Origin of the sequence: Anabaena sp. WA102 (genome assembly GCF_001277295.1) — a bacterium.
Lineage (GTDB): Bacteria > Cyanobacteriota > Cyanobacteriia > Cyanobacteriales > Nostocaceae > Dolichospermum > Dolichospermum heterosporum.
On sequence record NZ_CP011456.1, the window covers coordinates 4,647,805 to 4,665,574 of the forward strand.

At 38.4% G+C, this 17,770-nt stretch carries 15 protein-coding genes; 10 read left to right on the top strand and 5 right to left on the bottom strand.

Going from position 1 to position 17,770, the window contains the following annotated elements:
* The first annotated feature begins 16 nt into the window (after nt 1-16).
* Nucleotides 17-490 (top strand): DNA phosphorothioation-associated protein 4, encoded by a 474-nt coding sequence (locus AA650_RS20410; RefSeq protein ID WP_053540433.1) that lies wholly within the window; start codon nt 17-19, stop codon nt 488-490.
* Between the two features lie 12 nt (nt 491-502).
* Here the strand turns inward: AA650_RS20410 and AA650_RS20415 are convergent, their stop codons facing one another.
* Both AA650_RS20415 and AA650_RS20420 read right to left on the bottom strand, forming a co-directional pair.
* Entirely contained in the window at nt 503-1,708 is a 1,206-nt protein-coding gene (locus AA650_RS20415) for a DNA sulfur modification protein DndB (RefSeq protein ID WP_053540434.1), read from the bottom strand.
* A gap of 102 nt (nt 1,709-1,810) precedes the next feature.
* Entirely contained in the window at nt 1,811-3,412 is a 1,602-nt protein-coding gene (locus tag AA650_RS20420) for a DGQHR domain-containing protein (RefSeq protein ID WP_039202166.1), read from the bottom strand.
* 300 nt (nt 3,413-3,712) lie between these two features.
* On the opposite strand from AA650_RS20420, the gene dndC reads away from it, so the two are divergent.
* The 9 genes from dndC to AA650_RS20460 all read left to right on the top strand — a co-directional run bounded on the left by dndC (nt 3,713) and on the right by AA650_RS20460 (nt 12,081).
* Nucleotides 3,713-5,338: a DNA phosphorothioation system sulfurtransferase DndC gene (gene dndC, locus AA650_RS20425; RefSeq protein WP_053540435.1), complete on the top strand. Its 1,626-nt coding sequence runs from the start codon at nt 3,713-3,715 to the stop codon at nt 5,336-5,338.
* A gap of 289 nt (nt 5,339-5,627) precedes the next feature.
* Nucleotides 5,628-7,616, top strand: coding sequence for a DNA sulfur modification protein DndD (gene dndD / locus AA650_RS20430; protein ID WP_053541360.1), 1,989 nt, complete (start codon nt 5,628-5,630; stop codon nt 7,614-7,616).
* Nucleotides 7,617-7,704: 88 nt separating this feature from the next.
* Entirely contained in the window at nt 7,705-8,079 is a 375-nt protein-coding gene (locus AA650_RS20435; protein WP_053540436.1) for a four helix bundle protein, read from the top strand.
* 50 nt (nt 8,080-8,129) lie between these two features.
* Entirely contained in the window at nt 8,130-8,525 is a 396-nt protein-coding gene (gene dndE / locus AA650_RS20440) for a DNA sulfur modification protein DndE (RefSeq protein ID WP_053540437.1), read from the top strand.
* A gap of 36 nt (nt 8,526-8,561) precedes the next feature.
* Nucleotides 8,562-10,070, top strand: coding sequence for an AmpG family muropeptide MFS transporter (locus AA650_RS20445; protein WP_053540438.1), 1,509 nt, complete (start codon nt 8,562-8,564; stop codon nt 10,068-10,070).
* The gene (locus tag AA650_RS20450; protein ID WP_053540439.1) at nt 10,055-10,456 is read left to right on the top strand and encodes a hypothetical protein; all 402 of its coding nucleotides are present in this window, start codon (nt 10,055-10,057) and stop codon (nt 10,454-10,456) included. Before AA650_RS20445 ends, AA650_RS20450 begins: the two co-directional genes overlap by 16 nt.
* Before the next feature lie 108 nt (nt 10,457-10,564).
* Nucleotides 10,565-10,702 carry a hypothetical protein gene (locus AA650_RS28245; RefSeq protein ID WP_168466401.1) on the top strand — a complete coding sequence of 46 codons (138 nt, stop codon included), beginning with the start codon at nt 10,565-10,567 and terminating at the stop codon, nt 10,700-10,702.
* An 18-nt stretch (nt 10,703-10,720) separates the two neighbouring features.
* On the top strand, nt 10,721-11,287 hold the full coding sequence (locus AA650_RS20455; protein ID WP_053540440.1) for a GNAT family N-acetyltransferase: 567 nt from the start codon (nt 10,721-10,723) through the stop codon (nt 11,285-11,287).
* A 35-nt stretch (nt 11,288-11,322) separates the two neighbouring features.
* On the top strand, nt 11,323-12,081 hold the full coding sequence (locus AA650_RS20460) for a HEAT repeat domain-containing protein (RefSeq protein WP_039204618.1): 759 nt from the start codon (nt 11,323-11,325) through the stop codon (nt 12,079-12,081).
* A 1-nt stretch (nt 12,082) separates the two neighbouring features.
* Here AA650_RS20460 and AA650_RS20465 read toward each other — a convergent pair whose 3' ends face one another.
* The 3 genes from AA650_RS20465 to AA650_RS20475 form a co-directional block, all read right to left on the bottom strand.
* Nucleotides 12,083-14,992 carry a family 10 glycosylhydrolase gene (locus tag AA650_RS20465; RefSeq protein WP_053540441.1) on the bottom strand — a complete coding sequence of 970 codons (2,910 nt, stop codon included), beginning with the start codon at nt 14,990-14,992 and terminating at the stop codon, nt 12,083-12,085.
* A gap of 292 nt (nt 14,993-15,284) precedes the next feature.
* Entirely contained in the window at nt 15,285-16,616 is a 1,332-nt protein-coding gene (locus tag AA650_RS20470) for a TIGR03279 family radical SAM protein (RefSeq protein WP_039204619.1), read from the bottom strand.
* 104 nt (nt 16,617-16,720) lie between these two features.
* Complete coding sequence (locus AA650_RS20475) at nt 16,721-17,632, bottom strand: undecaprenyl-diphosphate phosphatase (protein WP_027404576.1); 912 nt, start codon at nt 17,630-17,632, stop codon at nt 16,721-16,723.
* Nucleotides 17,633-17,770 lie beyond the last annotated feature (138 nt).

Genomic DNA, 17,770 nt, shown 5'->3' on the forward strand with positions numbered 1-17,770 from the left:
TATATATTTTATAATTATGGCGGAAACTGGTAGAATCAGGGTTGCTAAGGATAAAGCTGAGTTGGTGAAAAGTTTAACTTCTGCTGATGGGGGAACTGGTCCTTTTCAGACTTTCGCTGATGTGATTGTTTTTGCTGCTGCTTTGGGTGTAAAGTATAAAAAGCGTGTTCCTTTGGGGGAAATTTCTAAACGTGAACCAGCACCAATTAGGTTAGAATATTTCGCTACGATGGGACATGATATGTTAATTAAATTATTGGGAATTACCGAAACTCACGATATTGTAATTTTATCTCCTTATGAGGAAGAATACGAAAAACAACGCAATGGAATTTTTGAAGAATACGCTAATGGTGGACTAGAAATATTACAAAATGAGTTAAGAGGTGCGGTAGATTATTCTGAACGAATTTTATTATTTCTCGGTTATGAAAGAACAAATCATCCAAATGAAGAAGAGGAATTTGATTTAACTAAATTCCTCAGTTGAGTTAGGGTATCTTTAATATGAAGAGTTGTCTGTCCATCCTAATTCGTATTTAATCTTTTTAACTGCATCCGTTACTGCATTTGCACCTGTAGATAGTTTATAACGCTTATTCGGATTTTTTGGGTTAGGATCTATTCTAATTAAAGTATTTTCCCAAATTGAATTATCCCTTGTCCAACCTATCCGTGCGAGTTGGGAAACTTTTGTTTCATCAAAATAATTGCTGTCTTTGTTGTAAGTTAAATGTAGTAATCTAGCCAAAACTTCCAGACCAACACTGACACCCAATAGACATTCATCCTTAAATTTCCTGATCTCAACAACAGTCAAATCTTCTGCTTTTTTTACAGAAATATATCTAGTATTGCTACATTCATAGAAAAACTCATTGAGACAATTAGAGAGAGAATTAGATGATATAGCTACATCATAGTCGCTAAGTTCAGCTTCAGGATTATTAGTAAAAGCACAACTTACAGCCCTCGCTATGTAGTTATTTGTGTAAATAAATCCCTTCGTAGCACTTGGATTATCATTAACCTTATCTGTCTTATTATGAAAGATGTGTACTTGTTCTACCAATTTTTTAGTAATACCAGTACGTCCCTCAGAGACACCAAATGATAACAGCAATGCTTTATCTAATTTTCTAGTTTGAGCCATGTCTAGAAAATCTTTTTTACATTGTTCAATATCTTCTTCTAAAACCAATGTAATTGGAAAATCATCATCACTAATCAATTCACTTCCATCACCTTCGATCAATTTTTGAATAGCACTCTTACGATGTTGACCGTCTGTAATCTCTAACTTTACTCCACGGGGAATTACAACTAAACAAATACCTCTACCAAATTCGAGAATATTTATTTTTCCCAGAGCTACATTTGCTGTCAGTGTACCTAAAATCCAAGGTTTTCCTTTTTGCGCTTTCTCGATAATATAATTTTTGATCTCATCAGCATGACCTGGTACTTCTGGGCGTTGTCTACCTGAATCAGGATCATTCTCAGTAGCAGGTTTGACGACTAAAAGTGCAGGAAAATCTCCAGGTGGTATATTAATTTGTAGCATTTTTCGCTTACCGTGACGGAGAATCAAACCTGGATAACAGCGTTCACGATGGTATTTAGAAAAGAATGGCTCTATAAATGAGCTAAACTGAGCTTTTACTTCAGGAGTAATATCGTTGTTGTTCTCTTCGTTCAATTGAGTCATATAAATGTTGATACACTTAGCGATGTCAAAGAACATAGTAAACAACATCGGTGGTATTGAGCATCCGTGAAAACCACAGAGTGATATTACTCGCTAACTTGTCTAACTCAGTATAACTGGAAGTCCTACATCCTGGGGTTTGACCAACTTTCCATCAAAACCTATAGTTTGTTCTTCTGTCGTCCTAGCATTAGCTAAAGCTTTACGTAAAGCAGTAACTTCCATTTTTTCAGTCATTCCTCCCAACATATAAATGAATAACTTCACAGCTAAATCTTTTCCTGCTATTTGTACCCGCTTTTTATTGGGGTCATATAAAACCCCATACCATAAAGATTGAGGATATTCCATACTACTAAAACCCCCTTGACGGTCAAATTTCTCCAACTTCTTAAAAATATCCGTCAAAGCAAAATCTTTTTTAAATACCAAAGTTCCCAAAGCTTGCGCTAAAGCAACTTGAGAAACTGGACGAAATAACATATTTCCCTCACCTCCGTCTTTTTCAAAATGGAAGCGCCGCAAAACTGTTGTATCTTCGTGTTCCAATATTTTATAACTGGGAAGATTAGCTAAATTATCAAAAAGTAGTCTAAAATCGGCAATTCCTTCCTGAATTTCTTCATTTTCTGGACGCATGGGAATTAACCCTTTTTCCAAAGGTTTCCAGTGGGGGAACTTTTGCCCCAAATACCTTTCAGACATATCTTGTAAAGCTTGCAGGGTAGTCAAAACTGTAGAATTAGCGGCTACTGTGGCACTATTCCAATTAACACGGGGATTGCGATTAGGTTTTTGTTCTAAAAGTGGATGTGTAACGGCAATTTTTCGCGCTACAATAGCAAAACCATCATCTTCATTTAATTGTGCTAACTGACCTTTAGTTAAAGGTGCAGCCATCAAATTTACATGAACAAAAATTGATCTTACCCGTCGTTTTGCTTCTGCATGAGTTTCCCCAGTATTCACAGCACAAATAAATTCAATGCCAATTTTTTCTTTAGATAAATTTTGTAAATAAGCAGGTTCTACTTGATATTTATCAATCAAATCAGATAGAGTAATAAAACTTTCGTCAGCAGTTTTATCCTTTTTATAACGTTGCAGTTTACCAGATTTAATTAACTCCATTAAACCTTGGACACCCATTAATCTATGCTGACCATCTAAAGCATAAATTGTCACATTGTCTTCAGAAATATTCAGTAAACCGACTTTACCATCTTTATCTAAAGGTATAAAATCAGTAGTCGCCTTTTTAGCCCGTCCTTGACTATCCCACTCCGCTGCTTTGGGGTTATCTACCCAAGGTTGATTAATTACTACCAGTACAGCCGGAAATTTATGATTTTTCCTCGCTGCTAAATACTGTACTAACGGTGCTTGACGCGACCAGTCAACAGGGCGTTGCTGAATGTCATCAATACTATCAGCATCAATTTCAATATTCTCTGTCTCTGGGTTGTACTTTTTTTGCAGCAGGGGTAAACCAGACGCAAAATGTACGCGTCCCGCAAACCATTCTAATGTCACAGAACCTACATAAGCCTCAGTACCACCCATTTCTGTCTTTTGGACAAGAATTTGGTCTTTTTTCTCTAAAAACCTGTCTAGCAGTAAAGCTAATACCTGTTTATCCTGATTTTCTCGTTCTAAATACTCGTTAGCGAGTTGATTATTTAGTGTATTTGTACTATCATTCATGTGATTTTTTGAAAACTAGACTACATAAAATAGCTTATCCTGTTTAAAACATTCGGTATAATAATTTATTTTTTAAAAAAGCTTAAAAAATGTTATAGTTAAAAATTGATTCCCTAACCAAAACCAACTGTAGGTCGTGGTTATGTATTTAGTTATATATCATACAAATAAAATCATTAGAGTCCGCCCGTGCGGACTCTGTTTGTGTGCCGACGAATTTTGCTCTCAAAGGCGCTCGTTAATTAAATAGAGTAACAAATAAATTGATAAAAATGTGTGTTTACTTAAGGAATAACAACAATGAATACAACACAACAACCAGAAAATAAAAATCAGCAAAGCTCTGCTGTAGCAGAGTTAATTGAAGATATTCAAGCTCTGACTACAGAAATTCAAGAATTGTATTGTTTAGATCAAATACCTTGGGTAGTAGGCTATTCGGGCGGAAAAGACAGCACTGCTACTTTACAACTTGTGTGGAATGCGATCGCTGAACTCCCACCCGAAAAGCGAACAAAAAAAATATATGTCATTACTACGGATACACTGGTAGAAAATCCTATTATTGCGGCTTGGGTACGTAATTCGTTAGAACAAATGAAACTGGAGTCGCAAACGCAAGGATTACCATTTGAACCCCATTTATTAAGACCAGATTTTAAAGAAACATTCTGGGTAGGTTTAATTGGTAAAGGTTATCCAGCCCCAAGAGGGAAATTTCGTTGGTGTACAGAACGTCTGAAAATTAATCCTTCTAATCGCTTTATTCGTGATGTTATTCGTAACAATGGAGAAGCAATTGTTGTATTGGGAACGCGCAAAGCTGAAAGTTTAAAACGCGCCCATAGAATGAAAAAATTAGAAGCCCAGCGAGTAAGAGATCATTTAAGTCCTAACATGAATTTACCAAACTCTTTGGTTTATAGTCCTATTGAAGATTGGGAAAATGATGATGTATGGATTTATTTAATGCAATGGGAAAATCCTTGGAAATACAGTAATAAAGAATTATTTGCTATTTATCGAGGTGCATCTGCTGATAATGAATGTCCTTTAGTTGTTGATACAACTACTCCTAGTTGTGGAAGTTCTCGTTTTGGTTGCTGGGTTTGTACCCTTGTTAGTCAAGATAAATCATTAACAGCAATGATTCAAAATGATGAAGAAAAAGAATGGATGCAACCATTATTAGATTTTCGCAAAGAATTAGATTTAGAAGAAAATCGTGACCGAAGAGATTTTCGCCGTAGACGTGGAGGTGTACAACTGTATGAGCGTAATTTAGAAGGTGAAGTATCTATTGAACCTATTCCTGGTCCATATCTTAAAGAAGCGCGGGAAGATTGGTTAAGAAAGTTGCTAACAGTTGAAAAGCAAATCCGTCAAACAGCACCAGAAAATATGCGCGACATCACTCTACTTACTATAGAAGAATTGAGTGAAATTCGCCGAATATGGTTAGAAGAAAGACACGAATTTGATGATAGTTTACCCCGAATATATGAAGAAGTCACAGGAGAAGTATTTAAAGATCCTCGTCCTGGTGCAGATCAAAGCATACTTGGTAGCGATGAATGGGAAATATTAGAAGAAATTTGTGATAATGACGGAATGTATTTAGAATTAATGGCTAGACTATTAGATACAGAAAGACAATTTAAGAAAAAAACTCGCCGTGTGGGTATCTACGAAAGCCTAGAAAAATGCTTTGATACAAGTTCCCGTTCACCAGAACAAGCGATCGCAAATGCCCATTTAAAACGGGATTTAAGACAAGCAGCATTAGAAGGTGATGTTGCGACAATTCGGGAAAAATTCAAACAATTAAGTTTAGGAGATACCGCCGAAAAACAAGAGAGTAAACCACAAACTTGGGCTAACTTCAAATATGCACAGAAGAACCCAGATGATAACCCAGACCAATAGAATACTCCCTTCCCAGCGTAAGACTAACTTCTTCTTTCTTCTTTCTTCTTCCTTCGTGTTCTTCGCTCCTTCGTGGTTCATTTAATCTATATTTCTCATTCCTGTCCTCTAGCTGGGAATGCCAATCTTGAGGTTCTACCTCAACTCATTATAACCGAGGCAGAGCCTCTTGACAGCATTCCCTGTCAGAGACAGGGAACGAGATAAATATCTCCCTTCTCTCTTTCTCTGTGTCCTCTGTGCCTCTGTGGTTCGTTTAAAAAAACTAGAATACCCAACCCAAAAACCCATGATCTTCCTAGAATTAGTCCTGCAAAACTTCGGTCCTTATGCTGGTAAACAAATCATCAACCTCAACCCCCAAATTGACGAAGACAACACCCGCCCAATTATTTTATTAGGGGGAATGAACGGCGGCGGAAAAACCACCCTTATGGATGCCATTCGCCTCGCATTATATGGACAACGCGCCCAATGTTCAACCAGGGGAAATCTGAGTTATAGTGATTTTTTAACCCAATGTGTAAATAGTAAAAGTACCCCTACAGAAAAGACTAGAATTGAATTAGTTTTTGAACATATTGAAGAAGATAGACCTATAAAATATCGGGTTGTGCGGACTTGGGAAAAAAATCCCAAAGACGGAAAAGACCATTTAGGAATATTAGGAGATGATGAAACATGGCCAATTGATTCATTAGTAAATATTTGGGATGAATATATAGAAAATATTTTGCCTTTAGGCATTTCTAATTTATTTCTCTTTGACGGTGAACAAGTTAAAGAACTTGCAGAACAGGAAATACCCCCGCCCATAGTTGTAGATGCTATTAACGGACTTTTGGGTTTAGAATTAGCTGATAAATTGGCAATTGATTTAGAGATATTAGTAAATCGCAAAAAACGAGAATTTGCAGATACAAAAGATTTAGAAAAATTAGCAGAAATTGAAACCCGACTTCAGGAAAAACAGGCAGAATATGAAAACAATCAGATAAAACTCGCAAATCTAAATATTGAAGTTACAGAATTAGAAAAAGTTCATGAAGAGGCTTTAGATAGATTTGTGAATGAAGGTGGTAAAATTGCTGCTGAACGTAGTCAGTTAGAACAACAAAAGGAAGAGAAAATTAAAGTTGCTAATAACGTTCGTGAATCTTTGTGTGAACTAGCTGCTGATGTTTTACCTTTAGCCTTAATTAGTCCTTTATTATCTCAAGTGCAAAGACAGGGAGAAAAAGAACTGAAAACTCAACAAATTCAATTAGCGAAAGATGTCTTAATTGCTAGAGATGAAAGATTATTGAATTGGCTACAACAATTAAATCTAGAAAATAATAAAGTTACTAATATTCAATCTTTTTTAGCTGAAGATATCAATAACTTATATACTAATAACTTATCCACAGAAAATACTTGGTTAAATGGAGATGAAGAAAGTTTAAGTTTACTTGACAATATAACCTATCGTTTACAAGTTTCCCAAAATAACGCCCAAAAGCAATTAGATGAATTAACTAATTATGAAGAAGAAATCCTCACCTTAGAAAGACAAGTACAAACTGCGGCTGCACCCGAAGAATATACAAAACTACAAAAAGCAGTAAAAGAAGCACAAACTGAATTTAATAAAATTAAATCTCAGTCAGACATAATGACTCAAAAACTGATAGAATTAGATACAGAAACCAAAAAATTGAGACAAGAACTAAATGAATATACTGTACAAAATATCAAATATCAAAATAGTGAACATATTATTGATTCTGCATTAAAAGTTCAACAAACATTAAAAGTATTTCGAGAAAGATTGACTTTGAGAAAATTAAATAAATTAGAAGAAGAAGTCAAAAACTGTTTTCTATATTTATTACACAAATCAGACTTAGTACATCGCATAGCTATTGATAGTAAAACCTTCGGCTTATCATTATATGATTTAAACGGAAAACAAGTCCCCAAACATCGGCTTTCCGCCGGTGAAAAACAACTATTAGCGATCGCATTTTTGTGGGGATTAGCCAAAGTATCAGGAAGACGCTTACCCATAGCCATAGACACCCCATTAGGAAGACTAGACTCCTCCCACCGAAACAACCTAGTAGAAAGATACTTTCCCTCAGCCAGCCATCAAGTAATCCTCCTTTCCACCGACACCGAAATCGGCAAAAAAGAATATCAAAACCTGCAAGAAACCGAAGCCATAGCCCGCGAATACCTACTCCAATATAACTCCAACAAAAGAGAAACCACAATCAAACCCGGTTATTTTTGGTGATTGGTGATTGGTGATTGGTGATTGGTGATTGGTGATTGGTAATTGGTGATTGGTGATTGGTGATTGGTAATTGGTTGAAATAAAATTTATGGGAAGACCGGATTTTGAAGAGTTACAAGTTTATAAGTTATCAGAAAAATTAGCAAATGAAATTTGGAAAGTAGTTATGGGATGGGATAATTTTGCTAAAGATACTATTGGTAAGCAGATTGTTCGTTCAGCAGATAGCATTGGAGCAAATATAGCAGAAGGTAGAGGACGTTACAATATTCAAGACAATAAACGCTTTATTAAAATTGCTAGAGGTTCTCTAAATGAAACAATTCATTGGATGCGACTTGCTTATGTTCGTAAATTATTAACAGTTGAACAAGTAAATATTCTCAAACCGTTAATAGAGGAACTTTCACCCAAATTAAATGCTTACTTAAACTCATTGGGAACTGGAAATAGTAACAAATAGGTTTTCCTCACCAATCACCAATCACCAATCACCAATCACCAATTACCAAAATGGAATCACCAATAGAAAGAATCAAACTCTCCCAAACAGCCAAAGAACAACTCCTAAAACTCAAACGCAGCACCAAAATCGAACAATGGAACATATTATGCCGGTGGGCGTTTTGTCGTTCCCTTGCAGAAGCCGCCGCACCTTCCCCCGTACCTATCCCCCAAGATAGCAACGTCGAAATGACATGGCGGGTTTTTGGGGGAGAAATGTCCGATATTTTACTTTTAGCCCTCAAACAACGCTGCTACAACGACGGCTTAGATACAGATAGAGAAACCCTAATTACGCAATTTCGCTTACATTTGCATCGCGGTATTGGTTACTTAGCCGGAGATCAGAATATTAAGAAAATTGAAGATTTAATTGAACTAGCCACAAAGAAAGTAAAATCCTGATTTTGCACTTCTTGTGCCAACATGGCAAGATTCTCTATGAAAGAAATTCAAGCACTCCGACAGGCATTCCAAAGCCAGAAAATGGGTGCTTTATTATTACTAGGTTTTGCATCAGGTTTACCACTATTCCTGACCAGTAGAACCCTACAACTATGGATGCAAGATGCCAAAGTTGATATTGCCAAAATCACCTTATTTGGGTTATTAAGTTTACCTTATTCCTTAAAATTCCTGTGGTCGCCCCTATTAGATAGATTTACACCACCATTGCTAGGTGGCAGAAGAGGGTGGTTAATTATTACCCAAATTGGGTTAGTATTAGCGATCGCTGCCCTTGCCCTTCAACAACCAGCCCAAAGCGAACAAGTATTACAAATCCTCGCCATCAATTGCCTGATTATTACCTTCCTCAGCGCCACCCAGGACATCGCTGGTGATGCCTACCGTACCGACATTTTAAACCCCCTAGAGGCGCAGCCAGGGGCATCTGTGTGGGTATTAGGCTACCGGATCGCCCTATTTATTACCAGTTCCCTCGCCTTAGTGTTAGCAGATTATCTACCTTGGAATGTAGTATATTTGCTCATGGCAGTGATTATGGCGGGAAGTATATTTACTACTTTGTGGTCGCCCGCAGAACACAAACTACAAAATAAAACACAACTAGCCCCCATTTCTGGCAAAGACGTGATTTTTATAGTCATGATCACGTTACTAGTAGCAGGGTTAATAGCTGGCGTTTTTGTCGGCTTCATTCCCCAACCTGTATTTTATTGGTTATTAGCAGGATTATTAGTGGCTTGGATAACGACATCCGTATTATTACCAAACTCCCTCCTAAATGAAGTTAGCGAAGATAGTCCACCTGAAAACTTACAAACAGCTATTTTCCTACCTTTCAAAGAATTTTTTCACCGCTTTGGCATCAAACAAGCCAGCTTAACACTCAGTTTTATTCTCCTCTATAAACTAGGTGATTCCCTGGTTGGGATTACAGCCAACCTATTTTTACGGGAAATAGACTTTACCAAAACCGAAATCGGCGCAATCCAAGCCGGAATGGGATTTATTGCCACCACCGTCGGCGTATTAGCTGGGGGTGTGATCATGACCAAAATTAACTTAAATCGCAGTTTGTGGGTATTTGGGGGGCTGCAATTATTGAGTAACTTAGGTTATTATGCCCTAGCTGTGGCTAATAAAAAAGATTATTCCCTACTAGTCATCGCCGTAAACATCGAAAACTTCTCGGCTGGATTAGTCACAGTCGCTACAGTCGCCTTTTTAATGAGTCTCTGTAACCACCGATTCACAACCACCCAGTTTGCGTTATTCTCCAGCCTCATGGCCATTAGTCGAGACGTACTTTCCGCACCCGCAGGAAGTTGGGCAAAAGCTACAGGTTGGCCGACATTTTTCTTACTTTCTCTTGTGGCGGCGTTACCTGGTTTGCTACTATTACCTATTGTTGCCCCTTGGCATCCCAAGGTATTGGCAACCACCAGACCAGGACTACAAGAAGAAGATATATGGGAACACAAGTAGTTATTCTTGTCGGTACATTCGTTCTAATAGTTACAGGTCTATTACTGGGCTATGTCCTCTCACAATTAGTTCTGCAAAATCTGGCTTTTAGTTTCCTCACACTCCTGGGAACTATCAGCCTGATCCTAATTTTTGGGACACTTTATTACGTCCTATTTTGGCAACTGCGACGCGAACCCCTGCAAGCACTCAATCCCAGCATCCCCAACCAACCAGATGAAGAAGTGACCGGCAACTACCTCAAAAATCGCCTCATCGCTAGATTATCTGGGGACGTAGCGGCAGCGGAAAGACTAATTGAACAAGCCAAACAAAACGTTCCGGGAATGCCCGAAAATTGGTACTGTGAAAAAGTCTTAAATGAATTAGACCAGGATCAGCCTTAATATTAGGGCAGAAAAAGACAAATTCATTTTGCTTAGTGCAAGTTGGCTAATTTATTGTTGAGAATTCGCTAGAATTAATACTGTTGCTATTTATTCATAAACAAAAACATGGCTATTTTTCGTCAATATATTGCCCCTTTGATTGCAGTGTTGATATTTACCCTGGCTTTGGTAGCAGTCAGCGCTCGCATCTTTTTACCCTCGGATATGGTAGCTCCCGCTCCCATTGGCATGATCATTAGGTAATTGAGGCATAAGTCTATTTTGAATTTCATTCCCGGCTATTCTCTTCGCCAAGGTTCTACCCTCGATAAAGCCCTCTTGGTCAAGTTCATGCAGCGCACTTACCAAGAACAATTCCCTGATCAAGACTTTTCCCACTTAGCACATACAGTTGAGCAATACTTCTGTCGTGATACCCCCCTATGGTGGGTCTATAAAGAGGTAGGGGCGGTGGGGGAGGTAGGGGCGGTGGGGGAGGTAGGGGAGGTAGGGGCGGTGGGGGAGGAAATTCTTCACCAATTACCAATCACCGATTACCAATCACCCGTAGCTTGTTTATGGGTGGGGAATGCTATAGATCAGGTTAGTGGCGATCGCCATCCGCACATCTTTCTCCTGTACGTCATCCCAGAATATAGGCGCAAAGGCATTGGTAAAGGATTAATGGCTTATGTAGAAAATTGGGCTACACAAAAACGCGATGTCTCCGGCAAGCCCAGCTATCGCCAAATCGGACTACAAGTATTTCTCTCCAACACACCCGCATTAAATCTTTATCATCAACTTGGTTATCAAGAACAATCCCTCTGGATGGTAAAATCACTCTAATTAGGGAACAGGGAACAGGTTACAGTTGAATAATTATGTACGACGAATACGAATTAAGCCTACTCGATGCTGAAGTTGAGCTAGAAAGCCCATTAGATAAAATAGAACCACTTACTGATGAGTCAGAAGTGGAAAAACCTGATGCGGAATTAATGCTGGTACTCTTAGAAAACACCCAGCCTCAACAACGGATGTTAGCAGCGCGTGCTTTTTGTGATATTCAAGATGAACGAGCAACACCTCATCTTATCCATCTTTTAACAGATAATTGTCCCCTAGTGCGAGTTAGTGCTGCTTATGGTATCGGACGTAACCCAGCCAAAGAAGCCGTAGAACCATTAATTATGCAACTCAACCGCGATTTTAATGGTTATGTTCGCAAAGGCATAGTCTGGGCTTTAGGTAATTGCCGCGATCGCCGTTCCTTAGCACCCCTCACTAATGCCCTGAGAACCGATATTCCCGCCGTCCGTCTCTGGGCAGCCAGCGCCCTAGCACAGATGACAGAAGTAGGTTATGAAGCCATCGTCGGCGCAATTCCCGCCCTAATTGAAGCCTTAGTTACAGACCCCATCGCCGCTGTACGAAGTAACTCCGCTTGGACAATTGGCCAGCTTTGTAAAGAACTACCATCTAACGTCGTCTATGCCACAGCTATAGACGCATTAATCCAAGCTTTTGCCGAAGATAAAGACTTAGGAGTGAGAGCAGACACCAAAGCCTCACTACTGGGCGTAGGAGATCCTCGTGGTTTACAATTAATCGAAACCCTAGAACAAGAAGGATGGTTTTAGCTTAAATACCATTCCTTTGACGCATATTTAATCTTCTTTCGCCAAAACGGATGAGTCGTTCAATAGCCAGAAGACGGTTTTCCCAAACTTTAACTTGATAGAGATTGGCTTGATTTTTCCCCGGTATCTGTGAAAATTGCAATTGAACCTGGTTGAGGGCTTTTCTGGCTGTAATTAAATTAAGAGCAGACGGTACAGATGCCAGTTGATTCAACGCATCTTTTAACTCCTGATCTAATTTCTCAAACTCAGCATTGGTGATTGCAGACTTATGTAACTGACTATTTTTTTCCACCACGCGCCATTCTCTCTGCAAAGCTGCATAACGAAACGCCGCCGTGCGAAAAGGTTGACGCTGGGGTATCGGTTCGTTTTTAATTCCTTGGGTACTATTAAATATTTGTTCTAGTTCAGGATGAAAATTTTCCGCTGCAAACAACGCATAACCGTTCACTGGCAAGTCTCGCAAAAGTTGCAATTGATCAAATGCACCCATAGTTGGTAATGACTTCAGACGGATTCCTGGAACTAATAGGGTAGCACCTAATTTTGTAGAAGTAATCCACGGTTGAGCTAATCCTTGAAACCGAGGTGTATCCAAAGCATAGGTCATCGGCACAATTAAATCTATATCTCCTCTTCTTGCCCATACTTCCCAATGTTGCTGAATTTTTTCTACGCGTTCATATTCTGGTAAGGGAAAAACAGCTACTGACAAAATCAGGGTGTTTCGTTTTTGTCGCAAGGTCTGTGATAATTCAGCCACAAAGCTATCCACCTTTTGGGTGCGGAATGCTGTCCATTGTTGCCACAAATCCCGTTGACTGGGAGAAATATCCAAGGGGTCAATACCAGTCTGCTGTTTAAATTGCTCCCTTGCAGCTTTACCATAACCATAGCTACGACCAACAAGAGAGTCTTGAAAAGGATAACGAATATAATCCAAATGAATACCATCTACTTGATAGCGAGTAACAATTTCGGTATATAATTTAGTTAAATATTCTCTTACCTGGGGATTAGCTGGATCTAAAAAAGGTTTAGTTTGACCAATGGGAATAATATTACCTCGATTGTCATAATTAGCCCAATCGGGATTTGCGGCTAATACTGGTCCCAAATAATCAGGACTAACATTAATAATTTCATTATGACGGTTATTTCCAGCGGCGAATACCCACACCCAAGCGTGCAATTCCATTCCCCGTGCATGAGCTAGTTTCACCGCACTCTCTAGGGGGTCCCAGTCACGAATCAGGGGGTTTTGTTGAGGTGCTACCTGACTAGGATAAATGGGATAACTGGCATTGACGGTTTCCAAAAAAATGGTATTAATTCCGGCTTTTGCTAGTTTATCAAAAATTTTGGCTAATTCGACTTCATTGCCGGCTTTGACAATAGTGCCTCTATCTAACCACATTGCCCGAATTTCTGGTTGTGCTAATCGTTGATTGACGGGAAATTGCTGCCATAGATTTGCTTTAGCTTGTAACCATTTCTGTCTAACTGTTACATAGTTTTTTTGTTGAATTAATAAGGGGATACTTTTAACTGTTTCTCTCGCTTGTACTAATGTTTCTGCTAAGTTTGATGCTGATGTTTCTGGGTGGGAAGATGCTGTTTTGATTGATTCTGCTTTTTCCAGTGGGGAATTAGTGCCACTATTGTTGATATTTTTGGCAGAATTATAAGCTAATGCTGCTATATGGGTACTTTCTAATCTACCAATCAGATTTTCTAATTCTTTTTGCAGGGCTATACCTTCTTTTTGATCAATCGGCTGATTAGAATTAGGTATAACATCTAAGCGGACATTTTCTTCTAGTTGATTAATTGGATCAATAAAATTTTCATTAGTAATTTTAGAAACTACTAATGATCCTGTATTTTTTGGATTTGGTTGTAATTGGGAAGTAACAGTTATTTTTGTAGCAGGTTTTAGCCGGGAAATAACTGTGGTTTTTTTAGCAATCTTTTTAGCAGGTTTTACATGAGAATTAATAGTGGTTTTTTTAAGAGGTTTGGATTGGGAGGTAAGGGTGCTTTTTTTGAAGATTTTTTTGGTGGGTTTTAACTTGGAGGTAGCAATGGGTTTTTTGGGAATTTTTTTAGGAGGTGGGGATTCGGAAACAATCGGTAATTTTTCTAGAATTTGCGGTTGCGTGGGTTCAGTAGCTATTGTTGGCTGACAGTTTGAAGCAGGATTTGTAAGTTTACTTTTGCTATTAACTGGTAATCTTAAATAACGATTTAAGGATGCTTTTAACCAAGCAATGTCTAATCCTACAGATGTATCTTTTCCCCAATACCAACCTAATAAGGTAGATTTTTCAGTTGTTAATATTGCTGGTGGATGATCTTGGGAGTCCCAACTTACAGGAGTTTGACTAGTAGAATTATTAGGAATAATCACACCACCTCGAATTGCACCAAATAATTCTTTTTGATTTATCCAATCAGGAATATTCGTATTTGTGGGTTGCAAATTTTCAATGGTGTTGAAGCTAAATCCCCAATAACCTCCTAGAAGTTTTCGTAATAATTGACGAACTCCTGGTGTGGATAAATTACCCACTGGTCCACTAGCTATTAAATATCCACCTTGACTTACCCATTGATCTAAGGCGATCGCCTGTTCCGTTGTCAATACCTCTACATTGGGCAAAAATAATACCGATGGTTTACCCCAATCAGTCTTATCTTTAACTTGACTCAGCGGAATCACACAATATTTCACATTTAGCTTCTGTAAGCGGTTGCTAATTCTTTGCCATTCTTCAGGATTATTCTGGCTATTAACTACACTGAATACAGGAGAATCATTAATAGCTTTTACAGGCAATACTCCCCAGATATTAAACAGGAACAAGTTAATATTTAAAATAACGAATCCGACTGTCTTTTTATTCATTAGTCAGTTGTCAGTTGTTATACTCAACACGGCTTATTCATTTGATTCGGTGGGTAAGGGTTTAGCAGTGCTAAACCCCTACAAATCTAGGTTTTTCGTAATTTCGTAAAAGTCCATGTCCTAACCGTGTTTAGTATAAGTAGGTTGGCGTTGAAAATTATCGTTATAGCAAGGCAAGAGGCAAGAGTAAAGAAGTTTTCAGCGATTTTACGTTTCTTTACACAGTTTGGTTTTATTGTGTTCACCTACTTAGTTGTTAGTTGCTAAGGATAGGAAAGAATTTTGTTAATTATTAGTCCGCTTGAAGACAAGTATTGATTAATTCCTCAACTCCCGCTACAGGGAAAATACTGACATTTAATTTTTGAGATACTTCTGCAACCGTCATATCATCTAAAAATACCAATTCTCCATGCTTCAGCATGACGCTAGGTAATAAAATTCCCTCTCCTAAATCTTGCCCTTTTAAGTTTAAAAGTAAATCATGTCCGGTTAATAAACCAGTCACACTGATACTTTGTCCCCAATAATCGCTAGATAAAGCTCGCATATTCACTTCTAAACCCGTGACAGTATTTAACTGTTCTACCAAGGGTTGAAATGCTGTTTCCACTGCATTACCGACAACCCAAGTTAATCTGCGTTGATTGGTAATTTTTGGTGGTAATAACTCAGTTGCAGTTTGGGTAAACTGTTTAATAAATAAGCGAATTGAACCTACACCATTATCAATTTGCGGATATTCTTCATATTCAGCTTCAGTAGGTAATTCCTCCCCAGCAATTAAAAACCATTCATCAGCTAACCAGACGACACTAGAATTATATTCTTGGCGAAATTCCTGGGAGAGTAATTTAACTTGATAGATTACCTCTTGGGCTTTTTCCCGCGTCACAGGTATGAGTTCATCTTCCTGGGGACGAAACCGCGTCAAACCCACCGGGACAACTGCTATTGATGCTACCGTTGGTAATTCTCCAGTATGAAAAGATGTTAAATCCCGCAATGTCCTCTCTAAATGTTCACCATCATTTATACCAGGACAGACAACAACTTGAGCATGAATTTGCAATCTTCGTTCTTGAAACCATTTAATTTGTGATAATATTTCCCCGGCACGATTATTTTTTAAAAGTCTAATTCTCACATCTGGTTCCGTGGAATGCACGGAAACATAGAGAGGTGATAACCGCATTTGTTCAATTCTTTGCCATTCTCTCGCGGTTAAATTCGTTAAAGTTAGATAAGAACCATATAAAAAGCTTAGGCGATAATCATCATCTTTTAAATATAAACTAGTTCGTTTTCCTGGTGGTTGTTGATCAATAAAGCAAAAGGGACAACGGTTATTGCACTGAATCAACCCATCAAATAAAGCTGTAGCAAATTCCAGTCCTAAATCATCATCATAATCCTTTTCAATTTCGACATGATGGGTTTTCCCCGTCGCATCTAAAACTTCTAATTCGAGAATTTCATCAGCACATAAAAATTGATAATCAATTAAATCACGGGGTTGTGTGCCATTAATAGCCACAATCGCATCACCGGCTGTAAAGCCAATTTCCTCCGCAATTGAGTCAGGTAGCACCTTGGTAATTTTCGCAGGTTGAATGGTAGTCATTAGTCAGTTGTCAGTTGTCAGTTCTCAGTTGTCAGGAAAGGTTGGAGGACAGAAGGAATTTATTTGGAAGTCCCTTGTCCCCTATTTTCCAGATTTCAACTACTCTAACTATTTTTTAACATTCCCGCAGCGATCGCACTTAATATTGTTGCTCCAAATGCCAACCGATACCAAACAAATATCCAAGTATTCTTGGTTTGCAGATAACGCAACAGCCAAGCAATAGAGATATAAGAAAAAACAAACGCAGATAATGTCCCTACACCTACCACAACTAGGTCAATTTTCCCCAATGCCTCCTTCAAAAACTGATACACGGTAGCAAGTGTTAAAGTCGGAATACCTAAAAGAAAAGAAAATCTAGCGGCTGTTTGCCTTTCTAAGCCGAGAAACAAGGCTGTAGTTAAAGTTGAACCCGAACGAGACGCACCAGGGGCTAAAGCCATCATTTGTCCGATCCCAATCAACAAACCATCACGAATTGTTAGGGTGCTAAAATCTCGCTTATGACTGCCCAGTTTTTCCGATGCACCTAATAACAGCGACATAACAATTGATACTATTGCAATAGAAGTCATACTGTTAATAGCTGAATCTTCGCTATTTAATGCTTTTTTCAGGACAAATCCGCCGATTACAGCAGGTAAAGTTCCTATAGCTATGCCTACTAACAATTTCCATTCTTCCTGTTCCCAGTCTTTTTGTTGAAAAGCCTTGAAACCTCCAGTTAATATCTGTTTAATATCTGTCCAAAAATAAATTAATACCGCTATGACACTACCAAATTGAATTGTTGCCAGAAAAGCTTTTGAACTCAATTCCTGCCAATGAAAAACCTTGGTAAACACCTCTAAATGAGCCGTGCTGCTAATGGGTAAAAACTCTGTAATCCCTTGAACTATACCCAAAATAAAAGCCTGAAAAATTAACTGAATCAGATTCCCTTCCGGTACTCCTACCTGTAACAGTTGCCATGATAGTAAATTTATACTATTCACTTCTAAGATTGTTGTCATTAACAAAACTCCCAAAATCAATGCGTAATTCTAGCAAACTATCCAACTTTACTTGGTTGTTGTCAGTCTGTTTAGACAAAATCTTATCAGCGCAGTAAGTAGGTTGGCGTTGAAAATTGTCGTTATGGCAAGGCAAAA